The organism is Streptomyces sp. NPDC016851, from assembly GCF_055562795.1.
In genome coordinates, this window is the sequence record NZ_JBVHEP010000004.1 from 217,118 (window position 1) to 240,385 (window position 23,268).

A 23,268-nucleotide genomic window follows, 5' to 3' on the forward strand; every position below is an offset into this window, starting at 1 on the left:
CGGATGGGCGGCGGCGGGTGTGAGAAGTGATCGTGTACCAACGGGTTTTCACGACGGGCTTCCCGCTCGCCGGGCGACCACGAAGACGGATCACGAAGGGGGAACGGTGAAGCGTCCTACGGAGCACACTCCGGCCCGCCGCACGCTGCTGGCGGCCGGCATGGCGGCAGCAGCCGGTGCCGGAACCGTGTGGGGTACGACGGGGAAGGCCGTCGCCGGCGGGTGGAGGGGACCGGTGGCGTACGGGGCGGTGGACGCCGAAGTGGCCCGCCTGGAGGCCGGTTTGATCGAGCTGCGGCGGGACCTCCACCGGCACCCCGAACTGCCGGGGGAGGAACGCCGTACCGCCGACGTGGTGGCCCGGGAACTGCGAGCGGCCGGGCTGAGCGTCACCACCGGGATCGGCGGCCACGGCGTGGTCGGCGTCCTGCGCGGCACGCGCCCGGGAGGGACGGTCGCGTACCGGGCCGACATGGACGCCGTGCCGCCCAAGGACATCGTCGGGGGCGGCCAGGCCGTGGCCCACCTCTGCGGGCACGACATCCACACGACGGTGGCCCTGGGCGTCGCCAAGGTCCTGGCCCGGCTGCGGCGGGACCTGAGCGGCACGGTGGTGTTCCTCTTCCAGCCCGCCGAGGAGAGCCTGTCCGGAGCCCGCGCACTGATCGAGGCGGGCGTGCTGGAGCGCACCGGTGTCGAGGAGATCCACGCGCTGCACTGCGGGCCCTTCCCCGTCGGCCGGTTCGCCGTGACCGGAGGCTACGGGATGCCGGGCCAGGACAAGGCGGAGGTGACGCTCCAGGGCCCGGACGCACCCGAGGCCGCGCGGCGCCTGGCCGGCGAGATCGGCGCGCTCGCCACGGTGACACCCCCGCAGACGCCCGCGGACATCGAGCGGATGGTCACCGACGCCCAGACACCCGACGGCCCGCTCGCCCGCTTCGTCGCCCTCCGGGCCTCGGCGCAGGACGCCAAGGTGAGCGTGTCCTACCGCTGCTGGCCGCAGGAGCGGTACTCGGAGATACGCGGGGAGATCCGCCGGCTGGCCACGTCGTACGCGGGAGCCGCCGTGCGCTTCCCCGCCGAGCCGTTCCCGGCCCTGGTCTGCCCGGAGTCCGACGCCCGCGCGCTCGCGCGCCACCTGCGCCGCGCACCGGGCCGTGACCCGGTCACCACGCTCCACTCCGCGTTCCCGCCCTTCAGCGGCGAGGACTACGCCCTCTACCTGGACCGCGTCCCCGGCACCTACACCTTCCTCGGCGTCCGCAGCCCCGGCGCCCCCGTCACCACCGCCTACCCCCACTTCCCCGACTTCGCGCCGGACGAACGGTCCATCGGCATCGGGGTACGGGCGATGGCGGGGTGGCTCGCCCAGCGGAGTCACCGTTAGGGCGTCCCGTGGGGGAGCGTCAGTACGGAGCCGGTGTGCAGCGTGACGCGTATCGGTGCGAAGTCGACCGCGTCCACGGGGGACTTGCCGGTACCCGGATTGCGGGCGTAGCGCGGATGGGCACCGGCACTGATCTGCCAGCGCAGCCGGTGCCCGGCCGGGAAGCGGTAGGCGGTGGAGCTCATCCGCACGGTGACCTCCGAGGGCGCCTGCCCCACCGTCTCCAGCCGGGCCAGCCCGTCGCAGACGTTGACGGAGCGCCCCTGCGCGTCCACGTCGCACAGGCGGGTGAAGACGTCGGCGTACCCGGTGTCCGTGGAGACGCTCAGCCGCGCGGAGACGGGACCGAGGAGATCCAGGGGTTCGGCCAGCGGCGGCCCGGTGAAGGTCAGGACGTCTTCCCGCCTCTCCAGGGGGCTGTTGTCACGGGCACCGGCCGTCCGGGAGAGCAGGGGCCCGCCGATGGACGGCGTGGGGTCGGCGGGGTCGTAGCTCAGGGACGCCAAGGGGGCGGTGCCCGCGCCGCTCACGCCGCCCGCGGACCCCGCGTCGGCTCGCCGGCCGAGATGCCCGTCCGCGGTCGGAACCCATGAGGTGGTGGCGGCGGGGACGGACGGCCAGTCGTCGAGGTCCCGCCACACGTCCTCGCCGCCGACGTGCACACGCACCCGCGTGGGACGCAGCCCGGAGGGCTCGCCGCACAGGTGCGCGCGCAGCCAGGCCAAGCTTTCGGCGAAGACCTCGGGCCAGCCCTGCTGCAAGGCGGAGGCATGGGTCCAGGGCCCGACGAGCAGGGCGGTGTCGCATCCGGCCCGGCGCAGCCGCGCGTACTGCTCGAAGGTCTGGTCGACCAGGGCGTCGTACCGTCCGGTGATCAGGCTCGTCGGGACGCGCAGCCCCTCGGCCGCCCGCGCCAGGGACGCGCCGTCCCAGTACGGGGCGTCGGCGTCCGGGTGCGTCATCACGTCGTCCAGCCACGGCACGTCGCCGAGGACGGACGCGTACGCCCCGCGCAGGGGCCGCGCGGTGACGATGTCGCGCATACGGCGCTGGAAGCGCAGTGTCGCCCCGGCGAACGGCGCGATCCCCTGGTGCTGGTACGTCATGCCCAGGCCGACGAGCAGGGCGTTCTCCAGCCGGAGAGCGCCGTCCGCGTAGAACAGGGCGTAGGGGTCGTGCAGACCCACCTGCACCACCATGGCCTTCAGCTCCGGCGGCGGGTCCAGGGCGAGCGCCCACTGGACGTATCCCAGATAACTGGGGCCGATCGTCCCCAACGTCCCGTCGAACCACGGCTGTCGGCGCAGCCAGGACACCGTGGCCCGGCCGTCGGCGGCCTCGTTGCGCCACAGGTCGAACACGCCGCCCGAGCCGCCGGTGCCGCGGCAGCTCTGCAGGACCACGTGGAAACCCTGCTCGGCGAAGAGCATGCCGTACATGGGCGACCAGGGCAGGCCCCTGCCGTACGGCGAACGCACCAGGAGGGTCGGGAAATCGCCGGCCGTCCGGGGGAAGTAGTGGTCCGTGACCAGCGGACTGCCGTCGGCGCCCGGCACGACCAGCCCCGGCTCCCACCCGACGTCGTGCCGCTTGTCCGGCAGGCCGCGCCACATCGCCCTCATCATCCGCGAGGACAACGGCGGCTTCCCACGTCGTGATGCCATGGTTCCCTCCTCCATTCTCGTACGTCGTACGAGAATAGAGGATGCTTGGATGGCGACGCAGCTCCACGCCCTCCTCGACGGTGGAGGGCGATGCACGGGACGGGAGGACGAAGACGGTGACGCGTGACGGCGGTGGGCCCCGAACCCCGGGGACCGACCCCCAGCAGCTGTGGCTGACCCCCGAGCAGCCCCGCAGGGGCCGCAGGCCGGGCTTCAGCCGCGAGGCGATCACGGCGGCCGCCGTCGCCCTGGCCGACGCGGAAGGGCTCGAAGCGGTCACCATGCGCCGGGTCGCCGCACAGGTCGGAGCCGGAGCCATGTCGCTCTACAGCTACGCCTCCGACAAGGAGACGCTGCTGGAGCTGATGGTCGACCACGTCAGCGGCGAACTGCCGGCGTCGGAACCTCTCACCGGCGACTGGCGCGCCGACCTGAAGACCATCGCCCACCGTCAGCGCGACCTCATGCTCCGCCACCCGTGGCTGCCCGCCGCCCTCTCCACCCGCCGCAGCCCGGGCCCTCACACCCTGGCGTTCCTGGAACACGCCCTCGCCGCCCTGCGCCCCACCGGTCTGGACGGCGCGGCGAAGCTGGAGGTCTTCGCCCAGCTCACCGCGTTCGTCGCCGGACACGTCACCTACGAGATCACGCAGGCGGCAGCGGCCAGGTCCCCCGACCGGGCCGCGGCGGAAGCCCGCTACCTCGCCACCGTCGCCGCGGACGGCCACCACCCGGAACTCGCCGAAGCCCTCGCGGCCCCCGCCCGCACCGTGACGCCCGACGCCACCTTCAGCCGCTTCCTCAACCGCCTGATCGACGGCCTCACCGCTGACTGACCGACGGCCTCAAGACTGACTGACCGACGGCCTCACCACCGCCTGTTCGGGGTCAACTGCGGGGCAGGAAGAGGCGGGAGAGGACGGCGGTGGCCAACAGGAGCGCGGCGACGGCGAGCAGGCCGATGCGCATGCCCGGGAGGGAGAAGTCCCCGCCGGGGCCGGCGAGCAGACTGCCGAACAGGGCGACGGACAGTGCGCCACCGGTCTGGCGAAGGGAGTTGAGCAGCCCGGACGCGGTGCCCGCGCGCTCCTGCGGGACGGCGTCCATCAGCAGCGCGGTCACCGCGGGCACCGCCAGCGCCCCGCCGACACTCAACGGCAGCAGCAGGACCAGTACCAGCCACACCGGGGTGTGCGCGGCCAGCGGCAGCAGGGCCAGCATCGCCCCGGTGAAGACCAGCTGCCCGGCGACGATCACCGGCCGCCGCCCGATCCGCTCCGCCAGCCGCGGCGACACCAGGTTGGTCGCCGTCACCACGGCCGACATCGGCACGAACATCAGCCCGGCCGCGATCGCCGACATCCCGCGCAGCTGCTGGTAGTACAGCCCGAGCAGGAAGATCCCGCCGTAGAAGGCGGCGTTGATGGCGAAACCGACCGCGAGCGGGACGGCCACCCGGCGGTCCCTCAGCATGCCCAGCGGGACCATGGGCTGCCGGTGCCGGGCCTCCACCAGGTAGAAGGCGTACCCGGAGGCGAGGGCGAGCGCGGCGGCGGCCAGGACGGGGCCGCTGGTCCAGCCGAGGTGGCCGCCCTCGATCACCGCGAAGGCCAGCCCGGCCAGGGCCAGTACGGCGGTGAGCTGACCGCCGCCGTCCAGTGCGGCGGGCCGGCGCGGGGAGCGCGGCACCCGCACCAGCAGGCCCAGGATCACCGCACCCACCGGGAGGTTGAGCAGGAAGACCGCCCGCCAGCCGGCCGAGTCGGTGAGCAGCCCGCCCAGCACCGGGCCCGCGGCCATCGCCACCGAGCCGCCGACCGTCCACAGCGCGATGGCGCGGGCACGTGCCCGGGAGTCGTCGTAGGCCTGCCGGATCAGCGCCAGCGAGGCCGGCATCACGATCGCGGCGGCGGCGCCCTGCGCTACGCGCGCCCCGACCAGCACGCCGATGCCGGGTGCGAGCGCGCAGCCGAGCGAGGCGAGGGTGAACAGGGCGACGCCCCACGCGTAGGCGCGACGGGCGCCGATGCGGTCGGCGAGGGCGCCCGCGGAGAGCATCAGGGCCGCGAACATCAGGGTGTAGGCGTCGACCACCCACTGCAGCCCGGCCATTCCGCCGCTGAGGGAGTCCCGGATCGCGGGCAGCGCGATGTTCACGGCCGAGACGTCGACGGTGATCACGGTGAACCCGAGCAGCGAAGCGACCAGCGCGACGCCGCCGCGCCGCGGCAGTGCCGGGCCCTCGGCAGGCGGCGACCCGCTTGTCCGGGCCGGGGACGGAGACGGGGCGGGGACGGCCGGCATGGTGAACTCCTGGTGCGAGGGACGACTTCACAGCGAAGACCGGGCGGGCGGCCGCAGCCCGTTTCCGAGGCCGCGGACCGGTGTCACGCACCCCCTGGGCCCCGGCGGACGGGCCGCCCGCTCCGGCAACTCGACTCTCCTCCCGCACGCGGCCGCGCGGCAGACCGCGCTGTACCCGGGGTGCGGCATTCCAGGCCCTGACACGGCCCCCCACGCTCCCCGACCGCCTGCGACAATGGCGGGATGGCAGCAGCGGACACGAGGGGCACGGAGCTCGGCCGATACCTGAAGGCCCGCAGGGCGCAGGTACGCCCGGAGGACGTCGGTCTCCCGGCCGGCGCGGGCCTGCGCCGCACTCCCGGACTGCGCCGTGAGGAACTGGCCGCGCTGGCCGGAGTGAGTGTCGACTACTACATCCGTCTGGAGCGCGGCCGGGAGACCAACCCTTCCCCCGCCGTCGTGGACGCCCTCGGCCGCGCCCTGCGGCTGCGGGGCGACGGTTACGAACGCCTGCACGAGCTCGCGGAGCTGGCCTCCGGCCGGCCCTCCGAGCTGCCGGCCTGCTCGGACCACACCGTCCGCGAGTCGGTCCTGCGGATGCTGGAGTCGGTGCGCCCGCTGCCCGCGTATGTGGTGAGCCGCTACAACCGCCTCCTGGCCGCGAACCCGCCCGGCCGACGGCTGCTGCCCGGGCTCTGGGACTGGCCCGAGAACCAGCGCAACCTGACCCGCTACCTCTTCCTGCACCCGGTCGGCCGGACGCTCTACGAGCCGTGGGAGGAGACCGTCGCCTCCTCGGTGGCACACCTGCGGGCGGTCGCCGGGGCCGACCCGGACGATCCCGAGCTGACCACGCTCGTCGGCGAACTGATGCTGAAGTCGGCGAAGTTCGCCCAGCTCTGGGAGCGGTACGACGTCTGCGAGCGCGGCGGCGGGCAGAAGTGCTTCCAGCACCCGAAAGCCGGCCCGATGACCCTCACCTACGAGGTCATGCGACTGGCCCGGACGGGCGGCCAGCGCATGGTGGTCTACCAGGCGGCCCCCGGCACCCCCGACGAAACGGCCATGCTCCGCCTGGACCCCGCGCACACCCACACGCAGCCACCCCCCTCGGATTCACCCACCGAGCCCCGCCCCGCCCCCGACCCGTCCCCGATCCACGCCTCGACGGGCTGACCCCTGCCGCTGGTGCCGCCGCCGATCCCGCGTAGCGGTGTGAGCACGCTTGTTGCCCGGCCCGCGCATGGGCTACCCGGGGATGGTGCCGGGGTCGACTCCGGTCAGGTCGCAGCTCGCTTCCCACACAAGGGTGGTGAGAACGCCGTGGGGGAGAAACCCCGTTTCAGTGGCTCAACACGCCCAGGCCGAGACGTCGGCGTTGTACGACTTCGCCTCTGAACACCCTTGTCAGGTGACCACGTGCGAGCACGGAGCCCAGTGAAGCGGACTTGGACGGTGCTCGTTGATCCCAGGCCTGTAGGTATGCGCCGGCCTTGACTTCGATGCGCAGTCCGTCGTCGGTCTCGACATCGTGGCTTGCCCATTCCACACGAGGCTTGTGGGAGCCGACCGCCTGGTGGACCAGAAATTCGGCGAGCAGACCGCGTGTGTTGTTCATCCCGAGGTCAGGCATGGCGAACCGCCAGAAGTCCACCACGGTTGCGTCCGGGACGCCGACGATTGCCTCGTCGCCGCGGAGCGGGGGCATGGGACGCGGAGTCAAAGGAAGACGGGCAGACTGCTTCATGGGCCGCAGTCCGCCAGGTCGGCCGGACCGGCCACACTGCTGGCCTGGCCGCTTCGGCCATACGAGGATGCTGCCCATGCGCCGCACTGATGAAGAGCGCGAACTGCTCAAGTTGACCCGCCGCTACGTCACAACCGACCGCCGGTATCTCAAACTCGGCGGCGCCCTGCTCGGCATCAGTGGCCGCGACCGGGCAAGGTTCATGCGGAAGCTGGGCAAGGCTGCCCATGAGATTGCTCCTCGTGAACTGGCCATGCTGCTGCTCGACCGAGGGTGGCGCGAGAGCGGAACAGCAGCCTGGCTCATCGCCGTTGCCGGGAGGACCGAATTCCGGGAACGTCTCGGCGACCTCCTGCTCGCCAGTAAATGGCCCTACGCGGGGCAGGCGTACTGTGTCGCCCTGGCCACCTTCGGCACCTCTGCCGACGCCGATCTCCTGGTTGCTTACCTCGACCGCTATCTGCGTCGCCCTGACCTCGACTATGACCAGACAGCTGCCCTTGGCGCGCTCCTGCTGCTCGACGCCAAGAGGGGTACCGACCATGCGGCCCGGTTTCTCGCCCCGGATGGACTTTGGCAGCAGTGGATCGACGGGCCGCCAGGCAAGGACGGCGATGACCCCGACGAGTATCGAAAGTTCATGGGTCTTCTCTGCGCTTTCGCTGACGAAACTGCCAGCCACTGGCCGACACGCAGGCACGGTGTGGCCCCACACCGAAGGTGACCTCGCCCCGGCAGAGCGGCCGTCCGGCACGATGGCTCCATGGATCAAGGTGTGGCGGCTGTGATAGCCGGACTCGCTGGAACTGCAGGTGCGTTAGCCGGAGCCATTGCGGGCATGAGGGGTGCCCGACTGGGGGCTCTCAAAGCTGTGGAAGCCGCCCGTCTGCAAGTGAAGGACCAGGCTCGAGCCGAGCACCGGCATTGGGTACGTGAGCAGCGTCGACAGGCCTACACCCGTACCAGTCACCTGTACGTCGAAGTCCTGCACACCCTTCGTCACTGTGCGGACGCACTGCGTCGGAGCCAAGAAGACGAAGCCGCCGAACGGTTGCCGCTCACGAACCGAGCGGTGACGGATCTCCAGATCGCAGTCTTCGACCTCCGCCTCTGGGGACCGCAAGAGGTCGTATCCGTCGCGAAGGACTTGCGACGCAGCGCCAACCAGGCTCTTGACGCCCTGGTCCGATGGCATGACGCGATGGCGTCGCACCAGGAGTGCGAGCACCTCCGACGCGAGTACGACGAGGCTGTGGACATGCTGGGCGATCCCTATGCCGACTACATGACAATCGCGGCCCGCACGCTGGGCGATCCGTCGTCGACATGAGCGCTCGCCGTCAGCGGGCCCGCAGCCGTTCGCCGGGCTCTGGAATGCGGGGCGGCACGTAGCCGTCGTCCTCCTTGGGATCCGGTTCCGGCGCCGGATACGGCATTGTGTTCGCCGGTCCACCCCGCCCCCTTTCGGCGGACGGCTGCCGCGATGCCGCCCGACACGCCACCAGCACATCGGAACGCGCCGCCTCGCCTCCCGAGCAGCACGCCTGTCACCATCATCGAGTTGACCGGCAGCGCCCGTGTCGCCGATCCGACGGACCCTCACTCGGGACGCGGTCCGAACCACGGGGGATGGACGTCTGTGTTGTACGCACACGAGGTGATCCTGAACGAACTCGCACAAGGGCTCAGGCCGGTGGCCGACGGCGTCGAGTGGTTCGAGTGCCTGCCAGAGCCCGACCAGCGCCAAGTCCTGCACGCACTGGTGCTGTTCTGCGGACAGGCCCGCGCCTGTGAAGAGGACGTGCCGGAGAGCATCGCGCGCTCCGGCATCCGCCCCACTCGCACGCCGGCGGTGATGCTCACGAAGTGGCGCTTCGGAATGGAGGCACTTCCGGCCTACGAACTCACGCCTTCCTTCCGCCTGCTCATCGCCCTCTTCAGCATCGCCGACACCCGCAGGCGGACGCTGTTCTGCGTCGGGGGATGTGCGCACGCGTGGCACAACCTGCCGGATCAGCCACGCGACGCAACCTAAGACGACTCGTACCGCCCAGTGACGGCTTGGACAACGGCTCGGTGGCCCCATCGTCGACCTAAGGATCGGGCCGACGATTCGGCCCGCGATTGCCACGCGGGCCAGTGGGCTATGAAGCACTCATGAGTCTGACCGGTCAGCTGGCGACGTTGCTCGGCGTGGCGTTGGGTGCCGTCTTGTCGATGGCGACAACCATGGTCGTCGAAAGGGCCCGATGGCGCCGGGAGCAGTCCGTCCGGTGGGATGAGCGGCGTCTGAACGCGTATGCCGAGTACGCCCACGCCGTGAAGGTAATCGCCCACCGCTACCGGCGGATCGCCGTCGCCAAGGGCATCGCTGCGAGCGGAGCCGCGCCGCTGGAGCCCACCGACGAGGTCCTCGCCGAAGTGGCGGAGGCCGAGGTGCAACGCTCGGCACTCGCGGAGACGGTGTGGCTGCTGGGGGACGTCAAGACGAACACGGCCGCTGTCAGGCTGAACCACTGTCTGTGGCATCTGGAGTGGCTGGCCCGGGAGCTTCCGACAAGAGACCAGGGCGGCTGGGACCAGGCGTACGAGGAATTCCGGCAGGCTCGGCACCGTTTCCTGCAACTGGCTCGCGTCGGCCTCGGCGTACGAGGGACGCGCATAGCGGAGTCAGTCCCCTGGCCACCACCCTGGAAGGGCGACCTTTCCCAAAACCCCGGATCTTGACCATCACGCCTTCGGGAAGGCAGGACGGAGGCCCTGGCATGATCACGGCGTGACCAGTGACCGTGTGCGACCCGGCCCCGGCAAGTGCGTTCTCTTCGACATCGACGGCACGTTGATCGACGCCGTGGACAACCAGCGCCGGGTCTAGGCCAGTTGGGCGGAGCGATACGGGCTGGACGCGACGGAGGTCTACCGGGTGGCCCTGCGGACACGGCCGATGGAGACCTTCGCCACCGTGGCTCCGGACCAGGATCCAAGGGAGTGCCTGGCTGTGCTGCACGAACTGGAGGACGAGGACGTCCGGTCCGGCGTCTATGCGGCCTTCGACGGCGCGTCGGAGCTGCTGGGCACCCTGCCCTCGGGGGCGTGGGCGCTCGTGACCTCCAACTACGAGCACCGGGTGCGCGGGCGATTCGCCCGGACGGGCCGGCCGGTCCCGGGCGTCATCGTGGACGCCGCCGCGGTGGACGAAGGCAAACCCTCGCCCGTGCCCTACCTGTCGGCCGCCGAGCGGCTCGGTGTCCGCCCCGAGACCTGCCTGGTCATCGAGAACGCCCCGTCCGGAGTCGAAGCAGGGCTGCGGGCCGGCATGACGGTGTGGGGGCGTCAACACCGCGGCTGCGGTGCCCGGCGTGCACCGGCACTTCGCGAGCCTGCGCGAAGCGGTCCCCGGCATCCTCGCCTTCGCCCGGCCGGAGGGATCCGCCGGAGCGGAGTGATCACGGCACTGCGGTGTGCGGGCGCAGACGCGGTTCGCTTCGGGCGGGCGGCCGTGGAGCCCGTCCTGGGAGACCGGCCGCTCCGCAGCTGTGCGACCGCCGGTCCATGGCGTGGACGGACAACCGGTCTGGATCTTGGCTCTGGGACGATGCCCCGCATGACTGATGGGATACGGAACGCGTATCTGGAGGCGGCCGAGACGGCCGTGGACCTGCTGGCCACCGAGCAGGTGGCCCACTGCTGGAAGGACGAGTCCGTGCTCGCCGGGATGTCGGTGGGCGGGCTGGCCGGTCACCTCGCTCGGAGCGTCCTGCAGGTCGAGTGGTTTCTCGACGGCCAGGTGCTCGGCGCGGAACCGGTGTCGCCGGTGCGGTACTACGCGCGACTCGTCGGCACATCGAAGCCCGACTCGGCACTGAATGTCGGGGTGCGTACCCGCAGCGAGGAAACAGCCGCCGCTGGTCCCGCCGCCGTGGCTGATCAGGCACGGATGGCGTGGGAGCGGCTGACGCTACGCCTGAGCACGGAACCGGTCGATCGACGGGTGGAAGTCCTCCACCGGCCGGGAGAAGAGATGCTGCTCGACGGCTACCTGCAGACCCGTTGTGTCGAGCTGGCGGTGCACATCGAAGACCTCGCGCTCAGCGTGGGCACTGATCACCGGGCGCCGGACGCCGCCCTCGCCACAGCGGTGGACGTCCTCGTCGCGGCCGCCCGCGACCGGCACGGCGACCAAGCCGTGTTGCATGCGCTGGCCAGGCGCGAGCGCGACGTTCACCAGGCCCTGCGCGTGCTGTAGCCCGGGTTCGAGGTGCTGCCGGATCTGTCGCCGTCATAACGGTGCCCTCATTTCGCGGCTACGACCCGGACCAGCGTGCAAGGAGGGACCGGTGGCTAGCCGACCGTCCGGCATGTCGCACGGAGTTCGATACTTCGTTCAGCGATCGAAAGGTATGGCCATGCCTGCCGGGCGTCAATATCTCTGCCGAAGAAGTCCGCTTTCGCGTCGGGCGACCGGCAGCCCGTCAGCCTCGCCCGCAGCACCGCGTTACCCAAATGTGATGGCCTGCTTCTCGCGCAACCCCTTGACCAGGAGTGACGCTGGGCGCTCATATGACCTCCCCATCACTGACCACTTGAGGGAGGTACGGCCGTGGCACATCCGGCGCACAGCGGCACCTCCTTCGCAGGTGGCGGCCAACGATTAGACGGCCCTCCCTAGGCGACTTCTCAGACAGCACTTCTTGTCGCGGAAGCCGGGCGAGACGACCGCCCGTACTCCCTGCGACGCGGCCCGACCGGAACACCTCCGGTCGTCATCGAGCCCGGACTCATCGCCCCGTCGGCGACTCATCACCGCGCCGGCCGCTCCCGGCCTCACCACGCCCAGACCACCCTCTGACGGCACGCGCCACGCATGTTCAATATTTCGAACGTTGGCCGGTCCTCAGAACATCATCACCTCCACGCTTCCCGACGGAACGTCAGAAGCCGCAACAACCGAGTCCATTCCCCGGGCCGGCTCAACGAAGGAGATCAAGCATGCTCAGCAGAAGGAACTTCCTCACCGCGGCGGTCGGCGTGGCGGCTGCGACCGGACTCGCGGCCTGCGCCAAGGAGGACGGCAGCTCCACCGCCGCCGCCGGCAGCGGCGGCGGCAGCAAGGCGATCACCCTCGGCTTCTCCCAGGTCGGCTCGGAGAGCGGCTGGCGCACCGCCAACAGCGACTCGGTGAAGTCGGCCGCGAAGGAGGCGGGTTACACCCTCAAGTTCTCCGACGCCCAGCAGAAGCAGGAGAACCAGATCTCCGCGATCCGCAACTACATCGCGCAGAAGGTCGACGTCATCGCCTTCTCGCCGGTGGTCGTCACCGGCTGGGACGCCGTGCTCAAGGAGGCCAAGGCCGCGAAGATCCCGGTGGTCCTCACCGACCGCTCCGTCGAGACCTCCGACGACTCCCTGTACGTGACCCTGGTGGGCTCCGACTTCACGGACGAGGGCCGGCGCGCCGCCAAGATCCTGGAGAAGGTCCTGGAGAAGGCGGGCCACAAGGGCGCCGTGAAGATCGCCCAGCTGGAGGGCACCACCGGCGCCGCCCCCGCGATCGAGCGCGCCAAGGGCTTCAAGGAGGTCATGGAGGCGGACCACGCGGACGACTGGAAGGTCGTCGTCAGCCAGACCGGTGACTTCACCCGGGCCGGCGGCAAGCAGGTCATGGCGGCCTTCCTCCAGTCCAACCCGGACATCAACGTGCTCTTCGCGCACAACGACGACATGGCCATCGGCGCCATCCAGTCCATCGAGGCGGCCGGCAAGAAGCCCGGCAAGGACATCCTCATCGTCTCCATCGACGGCGTGAAGGACGGCTTCGTCGCCATGTCCGAAGGCAAGATCAACGCCATCGTCGAGTGCAACCCGCTGCTCGGCCCGCAGCTGATGGAGGTCGTGAAGAAGGTCAAGGACGGCGAGACGGTCGAACGCTGGATCAAGACCAAGGAGAGCGACTTCATGCAGGACCAGGCCAAGGACGCGCTCCCCACCCGCAAGTACTGACCGACCGTCCCCACCGGCGGGAGCCTCCGGCCGGCCGGCATCCCCCGGCCGGGAGGCTCCCCGCGGACCTGGACCATTCACGAGGAGCGCTGCCATGGCAGAGCCGCAGCCCGTCCTGGAGATGACGGGCATAGTCAAAGAGTTTCCGGGGGTACGGGCTCTGTCGGGCGTCGACTTCCGGCTCTTCCCCGGCGAGATCCACGCCTTGATGGGCGAGAACGGCGCGGGGAAGTCCACCCTCATCAAGGTGCTGACGGGCGTCTACTCCCTGGACGGCGGCACCATCACCCTGGACGGCGAGTCCGTACGGTTCGGCAGCCCGCTCCAGGCGCAGCAGGCCGGCATCAGCACGGTCTACCAGGAGGTCAACCTCTGCCCCAACCTGTCGGTGGCGGAGAACATCTTCATCGGACGCGAACCCACCCGCGCCGGCCGCATCCAGTGGAAGCGGATGCGCAAGGAGGCGGCGGAGCTGGTCGACCGGCTCGGACTCGACATCGACGTCGCCGCGCCGCTGTCCTCGTACCCGCTGGCCGTGCAGCAACTGGTCGCGATCGTACGGTCGGTGGGCACCGGGGACCGCGACGCCGCGGGATCCGGCACCAAGGTGCTGGTCCTCGACGAGCCGACCTCCAGCCTCGACCGCGACGAGGTCCTCGAACTGTTCCGCCTGATGCGGCAGTTGAGGGACGAGGGCGTCGCGATCCTGTTCGTGTCGCACTTCCTCGACCAGATCTACGAGGTCTGCGACCGGATGACCGTCCTGCGCAACGGCACCCTGGTCGGCGAGCACCTGGTCCGCGACCTCGACCAGGTCGGGCTGATCGAGCTGATGATCGGCAAGGCCCTGGACCAGCTCGACGAACTGGCCGAGCACCAGATGCACTCCGACGTCGGCGAGACCCTGGTCAAGGCCGAGGGACTCGGCCGCACCGGCGGGATCGCCCCCTTCGACCTGCAGATCAACAAGGGCGAGGTGCTCGGCCTCGCCGGCCTGCTGGGCTCGGGCCGCACCGAACTCGCCCGGCTGCTGTTCGGAGCCGACCAGCCCGACAGCGGCAAGGTGACCATCGGCGGCAAGCAGGTCTCGATGAGCGCCCCGAACGACGCCATCGCGGCCGGTGTGGCGTTCTGCTCGGAGAACCGCAAGAGCGAGGGCCTGGTGCCCGACCTGACGGTGCGCGAGAACATCATCCTCGCCCTCCAGGCGGCCCGCGGCTGGACCCGGCCCATCCCGGCCTCCCAGCGCGACGAACTAGTCGCCAAGTACATCAGGGCGCTGGACATCCGCCCGGCAGACCCGGAAGCCCGCGTGGGCCGGCTCAGCGGCGGCAACCAGCAGAAGGTACTGCTCGCCCGCTGGCTGATCACCCAGCCCAAGCTGCTGATCCTGGACGAGCCGACGCGCGGCATCGACATCGGCGCCAAGACGGAGATCCAGAAACTGGTGGTGTCCCTCTCCGAGGACGGCATGTCGGTGCTCTACATCGCGGCCGAGCTGGAGGAGGTGCTCCGGCTCAGCCACACCATCGGAGTGCTGCGCGACCGCCGGCTGGTGGCGCGGCTGACCAACGGGCCGGAGATCACCACCAGCAAGATCCTCGAGACCATCGCGAGCGGAGAACACCAGTGACCACCACCTCCCGCTGGCGAGCACTGACGCATCACCACCTGTTCTGGCCGGTCGCGGTCCTGATCGCCCTGCTGCTCGTCAACGTCCCCTTCACGCCCGACTTCTTCTCGGTCAACATGACGGACGGCCACCTCTACGGCAGCCTCGTCTCCATCGTGCTGTTCGGCTCACCGCTGATCCTGGTCGCGGTCGGCATGACCCTGGTCATCGCCACCGGCGGCATCGACCTCTCCGTCGGTGCCGTGGTCGCCATCACCGGCGCCCTGACCTGCTCGTACATCAGCGACCAGGCCAACCAGAACACCCTGTCCGCGGTGTTCCTGGCGATGGGCATCGGGCTGGTGGCCGCGGTCGTCTGCGGACTGTGGAACGGCTTCCTGGTGGCCAGGATGGGAATCCAGCCCATCATCGCGACCCTCATCATCATGGTCGCGGGCCGCGGTGTCGCCCAGCTGATCACCGACGGCCAGATCATCACCGTCAACAGCGAGCCGTACAAGCTGATCGGCGGCGGCTACTGGCTGACCCTGCCCTTCTCCATCTTCGTCGTGGCCGCGGTGGTGGCCGTCACCGTGGCGCTGACCCGCCGCACGGCGCTCGGCCTGCTCGTCGAATCGGTCGGCGGCAACGCCGAGGCCAGCCGCCTGGTCGGCATCAGATCCACCCGCATCAAGATCATGGTCTACATGTTCTGCGCGCTGTGCGCGGGCATCGCGGGCCTGATGATCAGCTCCAACACCTCGGCCGCCGACGGCAACAACGCCGGACTGTGGATCGAACTCGACGCGATCCTCGCCGTGGTGATCGGCGGCACCTCGCTGCTCGGCGGCCGGTTCTCCATCGGCGGCACGGTCGTCGGCGCCCTCGTCATCCAGACCCTGACCACCACGATCTACACCATCGGCGTGCCGACCCAGACCAACCTGGTCTTCAAGGCCGCCGTCGTCATCGTCGTCTGCCTGCTCCAGTCCCCGAAGTTCCGGGCCAAGGTCTTCGGCGCGAAGGGCCCCAGGGGCCCGCGCCAGGACGCCGCCCCGGTGGAGCCCGCTCCGGCGCCCGACGCCGCCCCGAAGATGGAGGTGTCGCGATGAGCGCGACCACCCAGACCCCCAAGGCGGCTCCGCGCGGCAGCACCGCCTCCCGCGCCCGTGCCACGCGCCTGCTCGGCGACCGGCGTCTGCCCGTTCTGGTCACCGCCGCCCTGTTCATCGCCATGTACCTCGGTGGCCTCAGCCGGTACCAGAACTACGGGTTCGGCGAACCCCAGGTGTTCCTCAACCTGTTCATCGACAACGGCTATCTGCTGGTCGCCGCCATCGGTGCCACCTTCGTCATCATGTCGGGCGGCATCGACCTGTCCGTGGGCTCGATGATCGGCTTCACCACGATGTTCACGGCGTGGCTGGTGGAACGTCAGGGACTGCCGCTGCTCCTGGTCGTCCCCCTCGCACTGGCCGTAGGCGCCTTCGGCGGCTTCCTGATGGGCTACGTCATCCACAACTTCGAGATCCAGCCCTTCATCGTCACCCTCGCCGGGCTGTTCCTCTTCCGCGGGCTGTGCCTGGTCATCAGCAAGGAGTCCATCTCCATCAACGACGCCTCGGTGGGCACCCTGGCGCAGACGCGGGTGTCGCTGGGCTTGGGGGACCTGTCGATCGGCGCCCTCGTGGCCCTGATCGTCCTCGCCGTCGCCGCCTACGTGCTCCACTACACCCGCTTCGGACGCCGTGTGTACGCCATCGGCGGCAACGAGCAGTCGGCCCTGCTCATGGGCCTTCCCCTGGGCGGCACGAAGATCGCGGTGTACACGGTGAGCGGCTTCTGCTCGGCCCTGGCAGGCCTGCTGTTCATGCTCTACATCCAGTCGGGCGACCCGCTGCACGCCGTCGGCATGGAACTCGACGCCATCGCCGCCGTGGTCATCGGCGGCACCCTGCTGACCGGCGGTTCCGGCTACGTGCTGGGCACACTCTTCGGTGTCCTGGTGCTGGGCCTGATCAAGAGCGTCATCACGTTCGAGGGGACGCTCAGCTCCTGGTGGACGAAGATCGCGACAGGTGTGCTGCTGTGCGCCTTCATCCTCATCCAGCGGACCATGACGTCACGCCGCAAGACCTGACGGGCCAAGGCACGGCGAGAGTCAAAGGAAGGACAGGAAATGCACACGCGCGTGCTTCTCTCACGGCTGTCGGCGATATTGCTCGCCGCCTGCCTCCTCTTCACAGGCCAGGCCCTGACCACACCTGACCGGGCCGCCGCCGCCGACCCGGGCTACCTGATGACGCACTTCATCGGGGAGGGGGCGACCGGTCAGCAGATCTACTTCTCGCACAGCACGGACGGCCTGAACTGGAGCGACCTCAACGGCGGCGGGATGACCCTGCGTTCCACGGTGGGAACCCGTGGGGTGCGTGACCCCGCACTGGTCAGAGCCCCCGGCGGTGACAAGTACTGGATCATCGCGACCGACCTGTGCATCGGCTGCGGGCAGTCATGGGACGACTCCATGAACAACGGCAGCCGCAACCTCGTGGTGTGGGAGTCGACGGACCTGGTCACCTGGTCGCAGCCGTGGCTGCTCAACGTCGCCGGCGCGATCCCCGACGGCCGCAACGCCTGGGCACCCGAGGCCATCTGGAACCCCGAGACCAACGACTACGTCCTGTACTGGGCGACGAACGCGACCCGGGACGGCGTCCTCAAGCACCGCATCTACTACGCCCGTACCACCGACTTCCGCACCATCACCACCCCGCAGCTCTACATCGACCGCCCCGGCACCCAGAACATCATCGACACCCAGATCGTCGAGGTGCCGTCCGGCGTCGGCAGCCACCGCTACGTTCGGGCCTCCGGCGACGGCCAGATCACCCTCGAAGGCAGCAACTCGATCCTCGGCACGTGGACCGACCTCGGCAACCTCTCCGGCATCGGCCTGACCGGCTCCCAGGTCGAAGGCCCGATGTGGATGAAGTTCAGGGACCGCAACGAGTGGACCCTGTACCTCGACCAGTACGCCTCCGGACGCGGCTACATGCCGGTCACGACGACCAACCCCTCCGCCGCCGGCACCTACCGCCTCCCGGCATCGGGAAGCTACAACCTGGGCGGGACGAAGAAGCGCCACGGCGCGATCCTCCCCCTCACGGCCGCCGAGGAGAGCCGCGTCCTCGCACGCTGGCCCAACACCCCGGCCAAGCGGCTCCAGTCGTTCAACTTCCAGGACCGCTACGTCCGGCACACCAACTTCGACATACGCATCGACCAGAACGTCACCGGCCCGGACGCCCAGTTCCGGCCCCGCCCCGGCCTGGCGGGCTCGGGCACCGTCTCCTTCGAGTCGGTCAACTTCCCCGGCCACTTCCTGCGGCACGCCGGCTACGACTTCCAGCTGGCCTACAACGACGGCACCCCCCAGTTCGCCGCGGACGCCACGTTCCGCCAGGTCACCGGCCTCGCCGACGCATCCTGGTCCTCGTTCCAGTCGTACAACTTCCCCGACCGGTACATCCGCCACTACGCCTACGAACTCCGCCTCGACCCGATCACCACGGCGACGGCCCGCGGCGACGCGACGTTCCGAGTGACCAACTGACCGGCGGCAGTTGCTGCGCTGACCTGTAGGGGAGTGGCGTCGGGGGCCCTGGTCCCACCCGGGCCGGTGCCCGCTGTTCCCCGTGGTTCCCCGTGGCTCGGAAAAGTTCCAGCGGCTCGTCGACAGGATCGCAGCTGAGCCCGAAGGTGCCCGTAGTCTCATGCCCCGGTTGCGGCATTGCCCCCTCGTGCCGGGAGGCGCGGCACATGGTCCACCCACGCCATGTCGGCCGTCGTGACGAGCGACTGGCCGGCCACGATCGCGGGGGTCACACCGGTGAACGCCACGACGTCCCGGTGCAGATGTGACTGGTCGGCGTAGCCGCAGTCGGCCGCGACCCTGGCCGCCGCCTGGCCCACGGCCAGCCGGGTGGCGGCCCGGTCGAAGCGGACGAGCTTCACGGCGCGCTTGGGCGGCAGGCCGAGCTGCGCGTGGAAGCGGGACCACAGGCGCTTGCGGCTCCAGCCCAGCTCGTCGGCGAGCCCCTCGACCCGCACCTGGCCGTGCCCGGCGACGATACGGTCCCAGGCCCAGGCCAACTCCGGCTCGATGGCGGGCCCCGCGGCGGACAGCCGGGCGAGGATCGCTTCGACGAGCGCGAAGCGTTCCTCCCACGAGGCGGCCTGGGCCAGCTGCTCGCGCAGCCGGGCCGCCCGCCGCTCTCCCCACAGGTCGTCCAGGGCCACCACGGAACTCTCCAGCTCAGCAGGGCCCACCCCCAGCACGGCGCGCGCGATGGCGGGGGACAGGCGCACCTGCACCCACTCGACGTTCGCCGCCCGCACCCGCGCCGCACCGCCGACGCCGAACCCGAGCCCGGTGACGAGGCTGCCGCGGTGCTGCCGCCCCGTCGACTCGTCGATGCCGAGCGCCGCCTCACCGCAGGCCAGCGCCAGCGTCAGCACCGGGTGCGGGTCGAGCCGGTGGTCGACCGGAGCGGGGCCGCGGTCGCGGAACCCCGCCAGGACGACGCCGGGTACGCGGCTGGGCCGGACCGGGCGCGTGACCTGCCACACGGGGGCAACGACGCGTCGGCGCACGGCAGTTGACATGCGTCCATGCTACGGGCCCGCCCGGACGGAACATTTCTTCAATCCAGCGGGCCGAAGCCGCGGCGAAGGTGAGCGCATGACTTCCACCGGAACCACCGCGCCGCCACCACCGGGCGTGGCCCGTCTGTTGCGCCCGTACGCGGGTGGCTTCGCCGTCGTCGTCGTCCTGCAGGTCATCGGCGCTGTCGCCGGCCTGGCGCCGCTCCTCGCGGTCGTCGAGCTCGGCCGTACGCTGCTGGCGCCGGGGCCGGCCGACGACGGGCACGTGCGCGACGTCGTGCTCGCGGGCGCGGCAGGACTGCTCGTACGGCTGCTGTTCACGGCCGCCTCGTCCGGCGTGGGACACCTCCTCGACACCCGGGTGCAGCTGTCGCTGCGCCGGCAACTCGCCGCGCGGCTCGGTCGGGTGCCGATCGGCCGGCTGGCGCGGCGGCGCACCGGGGAGCTGGCGAAGCTGGTGGGTGAGGACGTCAGCGCCGTGCACCCGCTCATCGCGCACACGCCGGGCGAGCTCGTCTCGGCCTTCGTGGTACCGCTGGTCTCGCTCGGCTACCTCCTCACCGTGGACTGGCGGCTGACGCTGATCACGCTGATCCCCGTGCTGCTGGCGGTCGCGCTGGTGCCGCTGATGATGACCCCTGCGCGGCTGCGCGAGCAGAAGGAGTTCGACGCCGCGATGGGGCGGATCTCGGCGTCGGTGGTCGAGTTCGTGCAGGGCATCGCGGTGGTGAAGGCGTTCGGCGGGTCGGAGCGGGCGCACGGCAAGTTCCGTACCGCGGTGGATGACTTCACCCGGAGTTTCTACCGGATGGTGCGCGGTCTTGCCGGGGTCGCCGCCGGGATGCAGGTGGCGCTGTCGCCGCCGTTCGTGCTGCTGGCGGTGCTGGTCGGCGGCGCGTACCGGATCACCGGCGGTGGGCTCGCCCCGGCGGACCTGCTGCCTTTCCTGCTGCTCGGCCTCGGGCTGACCGCGCCCGTGGCCGCGCTCGGGCACGGCTTCGACGACCTGCAGGCCGCGCGGCGCGCCGTCGGCCGCATCCGGGACGTACTCGCCGAGCCGTCGCTGCCCGAGCCCGTACGGCCGGTGGTCCCTGAGGGACACCGGGTGGAGCTGCGGGACGTCCGCTTCGGGTACGAGGGTCGCTTCGGGTACGAGGGTGCCGCGGCCGGGCGCGAGGTGCTGCGCGGTATCGACCTGGTGCTGGAGCCGGGAACGATCACGGCCGTGGTCGGGCCGTCCGGCAGCGGCAAGTCCACGCTGGTGCAGCTGCTGCCGCGGTTCTACGACCCGACGCACGGCTCCGTGCTCCTCGGCGGCGTCGACCTGCGTGAGGTGGGCAGCCAGGAGCTGTACCGGCGGGTGTCCTTCGTCTTCCAGGACGTTCGGCTGCTGCGCGCCTCGGTCGCGGACAACATCGCCCTCGCCGTCCCGCACGCCGACCGCGACGCCGTTGTCCGCGCCGCACGCCGGGCGAGCATCCACGACCGCATTCTCGAACTGCCCCGCGGCTACGACTCGGTGATCGGCGAGGACGCCCGCCTCTCCGGCGGCGAGGCGCAGCGCGTCTCGATCGCCCGCGCCCTGCTCGCGGACGCCCCTGTCCTGGTCCTCGACGAGGCCACCGCCTTCGCCGACCCGCAGACCGAGCAGGCGGTGCGCGAGGCGCTGGCGCAGACCCGGGAGAAGCGGACGACGCTGGTCATCGCCCACCGCCTGGAGACGATCGCCGACGCCGACACCGTCGTGATGCTGCGCGACGGCGAGATCGTGGAACGGGGCACGACCGAGGAACTCCTCGCGCGAAACGGCGCATTCGCCGAATTCTGGAAGATCCACGCCGGTGCCACGGAAGCCGGTGCCACGGAAGCCGGTGCCACGGAAACCGGTGTTGCCATGGAAACCGGTGCCATGGAAGGGGAAGAGGCCCGATGATCAGCACACTGCTGCGTGTGCTCGGCCACGAGTACGCCGGACCGGTGCGCCGCACCGTCGCCCTGATGACGGCGACCGCCCTCGCCGAGGGACTGTCGTACGCCCTGCTGGTGCCCGTGCTGCGCGCGCTCTTCGGCAGCACACCCGAGGACGCCCGGCCCTGGCTGGCCGCCTTCGGCGCGGCGGTCGCGGTCTACGCGGTGCTGCGGTACGTCAGCGACCGCTCCGGTTTCCGCGTGGGCACGACGATGCTGCACGGCATGTACGAGCGCCTCGGCGAGCACCTCGCCCGGTTGCCCATCGGCTGGTATCAACACCCCGGCCGCACCGGCGAGATATCCGTCCTCGCCGGCCAGGGCGTGTTGCAGGCGATGAGCGTGATCGCGCACCTGCTGGCGCCGTTCATCTCCGCCTGTGTGACGCCGCTGACGATCGTCGCCGTGATGCTCGCCGTCAACTGGCAGCTGGGGCTTGCCGCCCTGGCTGCTGTGCCGTTGGTAGCCGCGGTCCAGCTGCGCACGGCCCGCGCGACGACGGCGACCGACACGCAGCGCGTGGAACGCGAGCGTGCGGCCACCGGCCGCGTCATCGAGTACCTCCAGGCCCAGCCGGTGCTGCGCGCCGGCGGCCGCACCGGCGAGCGATTCGTCCTGCTGGACGACTCCCTGAAGGAACTCCACCGCGCCGCGCGTCGCTCCACCATCTCGGCGCTGCCAGGTGTGCTGGGTCTCGCGGTCACCGTGCAGGCGGTGTTCACCGCGCTGCTCGCACTCGGTGCGTACCTCGCCCTCGGCGGGGACATCGGCGCGGCCGAGGTGCTCGCGGTCCTGGTGCTCGCCGCCCGCTGCGCCGACCCCCTTCTGTCGCTCGCCGAGATGAGTGGCGGCATCCGCGCCGCCCGCGCCGAACTCACCCGCCTCGACGACGTCCTCACCACCAAGCCGCTACCGGAGCCTCGCGCGCCGCGCGAACCGGCCGGACACGACATCGCGTTCGACGCGGTCTCCTTCCGGCACGGCGACCGCACGGTCGCCGACGGGGTGACGCTGTCCGTGCCCGAGGGCCGGCGGCTCGCCGTCGTCGGGCCGTCGGGCGCGGGCAAGACGACGCTGCTGCAGCTGCTCGCCCGCTTCTACGACGTCGACGCGGGCGCGGTCCGGATCGGCGGCGTGGACGTACGGGAGATGGACACCGCGGCGCTGATGGCGCGGATCGCCATCGTCTTCCAGGACGTCTACCTCTTCGACGGCACGATCGAGGAGAACGTACGCCTCGGCCGCCCGGACGCCACCGACGCCGAGGTACGGGCCGCCGCCGCCGCGGCCCGTCTCGACGAGGTGATCGAACGGCTGCCCGGCGGCTGGTCGACGGACGTGGGCGAAGGCGGGGCTCTGCTGTCGGGCGGCGAGCGGCAGCGCGTCTCCATCGCCCGCGCGCTGCTGAAGGACGCGCCGATCGTGCTGCTCGACGAGGTCACTTCGGCCTTGGACCCGGTGAACGAGGCGGCCGTGCACGCCGGCATCGAGGAGCTGATGGCGGGCCGGACCGTGGTGATGGTGGCGCACCGCATGGGGACAGTGCGCCGGGCCGACCGCGTCGCCTTCCTGGACGACGGGCGGGTGGTCGAACAGGGCAGCCACGAGGAGTTGCTGCGGCGCGCCGGCCGGTACGCCGCGTACTGGAACCTGTCCCTGGCCGGGGCGGCGCGGGACTGACACGGCCGTGCAGGTTGTTGCCCCCAAGTTCTTTTTCGGCCGTGCTGCAAGCCGGCCGTACCGCGGGCTCGCGCGACCCCAGCACAGAGATGCCGGTCCGGAGTCCGCGATGGGTCATGCTGATCCGCCGATTCCCGTGAGACCACCCGCCCAGCCCCGCCCCGCCCCGCCTTCGGGGTGGGGCGGTCGGCATCTATGTGGCGCTACGGCCGGGGTGAAGTCCGAGGACCGGGGG

18 protein-coding genes and 2 pseudogenes are annotated in these 23,268 nt (G+C 70.8%); 16 read left to right on the forward strand and 4 right to left on the reverse strand.

The window, feature by feature from the left end:
• Nucleotides 1-160: 160 nt before the first annotated feature.
• Nucleotides 161-1,390, forward strand: coding sequence for a M20 metallopeptidase family protein (locus ACZ3I3_RS08765; RefSeq protein ID WP_467364004.1), 1,230 nt, complete (start codon nucleotides 161-163; stop codon nucleotides 1,388-1,390).
• Here the strand turns inward: ACZ3I3_RS08765 and ACZ3I3_RS08770 are convergent.
• Entirely contained in the window at nucleotides 1,387-3,054 is a 1,668-nt protein-coding gene (locus ACZ3I3_RS08770) for a CocE/NonD family hydrolase (protein ID WP_467363656.1), read from the reverse strand. The two genes, ACZ3I3_RS08765 and ACZ3I3_RS08770, sit on opposite strands and share 4 nt — an antisense overlap.
• A gap of 116 nt (nucleotides 3,055-3,170) precedes the next feature.
• Between ACZ3I3_RS08770 and ACZ3I3_RS08775 the strand changes: the two genes are divergently transcribed.
• Nucleotides 3,171-3,890, forward strand: a complete 720-nt coding sequence (locus tag ACZ3I3_RS08775; RefSeq protein ID WP_467363657.1) for a TetR/AcrR family transcriptional regulator C-terminal domain-containing protein — start codon at nucleotides 3,171-3,173, stop codon at nucleotides 3,888-3,890.
• A gap of 52 nt (nucleotides 3,891-3,942) precedes the next feature.
• Here ACZ3I3_RS08775 and ACZ3I3_RS08780 read toward each other — a convergent pair whose 3' ends face one another.
• Nucleotides 3,943-5,358, reverse strand: coding sequence for an MFS transporter (locus ACZ3I3_RS08780; RefSeq protein ID WP_467363658.1), 1,416 nt, complete (start codon nucleotides 5,356-5,358; stop codon nucleotides 3,943-3,945).
• Nucleotides 5,359-5,601: 243 nt separating this feature from the next.
• Here ACZ3I3_RS08780 and ACZ3I3_RS08785 point away from each other — a divergent pair, with 243 nt between their 5' ends.
• A complete protein-coding gene (locus ACZ3I3_RS08785; RefSeq protein WP_467363660.1) occupies nucleotides 5,602-6,534 on the forward strand; it encodes a helix-turn-helix domain-containing protein in 933 nt (310 codons plus the stop codon).
• Nucleotides 6,535-6,700: 166 nt separating this feature from the next.
• Here ACZ3I3_RS08785 and ACZ3I3_RS08790 read toward each other — a convergent pair whose 3' ends face one another.
• The gene (locus tag ACZ3I3_RS08790) at nucleotides 6,701-7,105 is read right to left on the reverse strand and encodes a hypothetical protein (RefSeq protein WP_467363661.1); all 405 of its coding nucleotides are present in this window, start codon (nucleotides 7,103-7,105) and stop codon (nucleotides 6,701-6,703) included.
• 76 nt (nucleotides 7,106-7,181) lie between these two features.
• Here ACZ3I3_RS08790 and ACZ3I3_RS08795 point away from each other — a divergent pair, with 76 nt between their 5' ends.
• The 11 genes and pseudogenes from ACZ3I3_RS08795 (at nucleotide 7,182) to ACZ3I3_RS08845 (ending at nucleotide 18,333) form a co-directional block, all read left to right on the forward strand.
• Entirely contained in the window at nucleotides 7,182-7,829 is a 648-nt protein-coding gene (locus ACZ3I3_RS08795; protein WP_467363663.1) for a DUF6000 family protein, read from the forward strand.
• A gap of 39 nt (nucleotides 7,830-7,868) precedes the next feature.
• Nucleotides 7,869-8,435: a hypothetical protein gene (locus ACZ3I3_RS08800; RefSeq protein ID WP_467363665.1), complete on the forward strand. Its 567-nt coding sequence runs from the start codon at nucleotides 7,869-7,871 to the stop codon at nucleotides 8,433-8,435.
• A gap of 327 nt (nucleotides 8,436-8,762) precedes the next feature.
• A complete protein-coding gene (locus tag ACZ3I3_RS08805) occupies nucleotides 8,763-9,140 on the forward strand; it encodes a DUF5958 family protein (protein ID WP_467363666.1) in 378 nt (125 codons plus the stop codon).
• 122 nt (nucleotides 9,141-9,262) lie between these two features.
• Nucleotides 9,263-9,832 carry a hypothetical protein gene (locus ACZ3I3_RS08810; RefSeq protein WP_467363668.1) on the forward strand — a complete coding sequence of 190 codons (570 nt, stop codon included), beginning with the start codon at nucleotides 9,263-9,265 and terminating at the stop codon, nucleotides 9,830-9,832.
• A gap of 172 nt (nucleotides 9,833-10,004) precedes the next feature.
• Nucleotides 10,005-10,551: pseudogene (locus ACZ3I3_RS08815) on the forward strand (HAD family hydrolase).
• Nucleotides 10,552-10,754: 203 nt separating this feature from the next.
• A pseudogene (locus ACZ3I3_RS08820) lies at nucleotides 10,755-11,351 on the forward strand (maleylpyruvate isomerase N-terminal domain-containing protein); the annotation flags it as partial.
• Nucleotides 11,352-12,094: 743 nt separating this feature from the next.
• Nucleotides 12,095-13,105: an ABC transporter substrate-binding protein gene (locus tag ACZ3I3_RS08825; RefSeq protein ID WP_467363669.1), complete on the forward strand. Its 1,011-nt coding sequence runs from the start codon at nucleotides 12,095-12,097 to the stop codon at nucleotides 13,103-13,105.
• A gap of 94 nt (nucleotides 13,106-13,199) precedes the next feature.
• Nucleotides 13,200-14,738 (forward strand): sugar ABC transporter ATP-binding protein, encoded by a 1,539-nt coding sequence (locus ACZ3I3_RS08830; protein ID WP_467363671.1) that lies wholly within the window; start codon nucleotides 13,200-13,202, stop codon nucleotides 14,736-14,738.
• Nucleotides 14,735-15,829 (forward strand): ABC transporter permease, encoded by a 1,095-nt coding sequence (locus ACZ3I3_RS08835; protein ID WP_467363673.1) that lies wholly within the window; start codon nucleotides 14,735-14,737, stop codon nucleotides 15,827-15,829. Before ACZ3I3_RS08830 ends, ACZ3I3_RS08835 begins: the two co-directional genes overlap by 4 nt.
• Complete coding sequence (yjfF, locus tag ACZ3I3_RS08840) at nucleotides 15,826-16,857, forward strand: galactofuranose ABC transporter, permease protein YjfF (RefSeq protein ID WP_467363675.1); 1,032 nt, start codon at nucleotides 15,826-15,828, stop codon at nucleotides 16,855-16,857. The genes ACZ3I3_RS08835 and yjfF overlap by 4 nt, the downstream gene beginning before the upstream one ends.
• 39 nt (nucleotides 16,858-16,896) lie before the next feature.
• Nucleotides 16,897-18,333 carry a glycoside hydrolase family 43 protein gene (locus tag ACZ3I3_RS08845; RefSeq protein WP_467363676.1) on the forward strand — a complete coding sequence of 479 codons (1,437 nt, stop codon included), beginning with the start codon at nucleotides 16,897-16,899 and terminating at the stop codon, nucleotides 18,331-18,333.
• A gap of 158 nt (nucleotides 18,334-18,491) precedes the next feature.
• Here ACZ3I3_RS08845 and ACZ3I3_RS08850 read toward each other — a convergent pair whose 3' ends face one another.
• Nucleotides 18,492-19,385: a helix-turn-helix domain-containing protein gene (locus tag ACZ3I3_RS08850; RefSeq protein WP_467363678.1), complete on the reverse strand. Its 894-nt coding sequence runs from the start codon at nucleotides 19,383-19,385 to the stop codon at nucleotides 18,492-18,494.
• Nucleotides 19,386-19,461: 76 nt separating this feature from the next.
• Between ACZ3I3_RS08850 and ACZ3I3_RS08855 the strand changes: the two genes are divergently transcribed.
• Nucleotides 19,462-21,318 (forward strand): ABC transporter ATP-binding protein, encoded by a 1,857-nt coding sequence (locus tag ACZ3I3_RS08855; protein WP_467363680.1) that lies wholly within the window; start codon nucleotides 19,462-19,464, stop codon nucleotides 21,316-21,318.
• Nucleotides 21,315-23,033 (forward strand): ABC transporter ATP-binding protein, encoded by a 1,719-nt coding sequence (locus ACZ3I3_RS08860; RefSeq protein ID WP_467363682.1) that lies wholly within the window; start codon nucleotides 21,315-21,317, stop codon nucleotides 23,031-23,033. Before ACZ3I3_RS08855 ends, ACZ3I3_RS08860 begins: the two co-directional genes overlap by 4 nt.
• The last annotated feature ends 235 nt before the right edge of the window (nucleotides 23,034-23,268 follow it).

What these genes read in the sequence shown, in the direction of transcription:
- ACZ3I3_RS08785 (WP_467363660.1), top strand. Translation starts at nt 5,602, where the DNA reads ATGGCAGCAGCGGACACGAGGGGCACGGAGCTCGGCCGATACCTGAAG.
- ACZ3I3_RS08860 (WP_467363682.1), top strand. Translation starts at nt 21,315, where the DNA reads ATGATCAGCACACTGCTGCGTGTGCTCGGCCACGAGTACGCCGGACCG.
- ACZ3I3_RS08845 (WP_467363676.1), top strand. Translation starts at nt 16,897, where the DNA reads ATGCACACGCGCGTGCTTCTCTCACGGCTGTCGGCGATATTGCTCGCC.
- ACZ3I3_RS08825 (WP_467363669.1), top strand. Translation starts at nt 12,095, where the DNA reads ATGCTCAGCAGAAGGAACTTCCTCACCGCGGCGGTCGGCGTGGCGGCT.
- ACZ3I3_RS08795 (WP_467363663.1), top strand. Translation starts at nt 7,182, where the DNA reads ATGCGCCGCACTGATGAAGAGCGCGAACTGCTCAAGTTGACCCGCCGC.
- ACZ3I3_RS08790 (WP_467363661.1), bottom strand. Translation starts at nt 7,105, where the DNA reads ATGAAGCAGTCTGCCCGTCTTCCTTTGACTCCGCGTCCCATGCCCCCG.
- ACZ3I3_RS08770 (WP_467363656.1), bottom strand. Translation starts at nt 3,054, where the DNA reads ATGGCATCACGACGTGGGAAGCCGCCGTTGTCCTCGCGGATGATGAGG.
- ACZ3I3_RS08765 (WP_467364004.1), top strand. Translation starts at nt 161, where the DNA reads ATGGCGGCAGCAGCCGGTGCCGGAACCGTGTGGGGTACGACGGGGAAG.
- ACZ3I3_RS08800 (WP_467363665.1), top strand. Translation starts at nt 7,869, where the DNA reads ATGGATCAAGGTGTGGCGGCTGTGATAGCCGGACTCGCTGGAACTGCA.
- yjfF (WP_467363675.1), top strand. Translation starts at nt 15,826, where the DNA reads ATGAGCGCGACCACCCAGACCCCCAAGGCGGCTCCGCGCGGCAGCACC.
- ACZ3I3_RS08855 (WP_467363680.1), top strand. Translation starts at nt 19,462, where the DNA reads ATGACTTCCACCGGAACCACCGCGCCGCCACCACCGGGCGTGGCCCGT.
- ACZ3I3_RS08810 (WP_467363668.1), top strand. Translation starts at nt 9,263, where the DNA reads ATGAGTCTGACCGGTCAGCTGGCGACGTTGCTCGGCGTGGCGTTGGGT.
- ACZ3I3_RS08830 (WP_467363671.1), top strand. Translation starts at nt 13,200, where the DNA reads ATGGCAGAGCCGCAGCCCGTCCTGGAGATGACGGGCATAGTCAAAGAG.
- ACZ3I3_RS08850 (WP_467363678.1), bottom strand. Translation starts at nt 19,385, where the DNA reads ATGTCAACTGCCGTGCGCCGACGCGTCGTTGCCCCCGTGTGGCAGGTC.
- ACZ3I3_RS08780 (WP_467363658.1), bottom strand. Translation starts at nt 5,358, where the DNA reads ATGCCGGCCGTCCCCGCCCCGTCTCCGTCCCCGGCCCGGACAAGCGGG.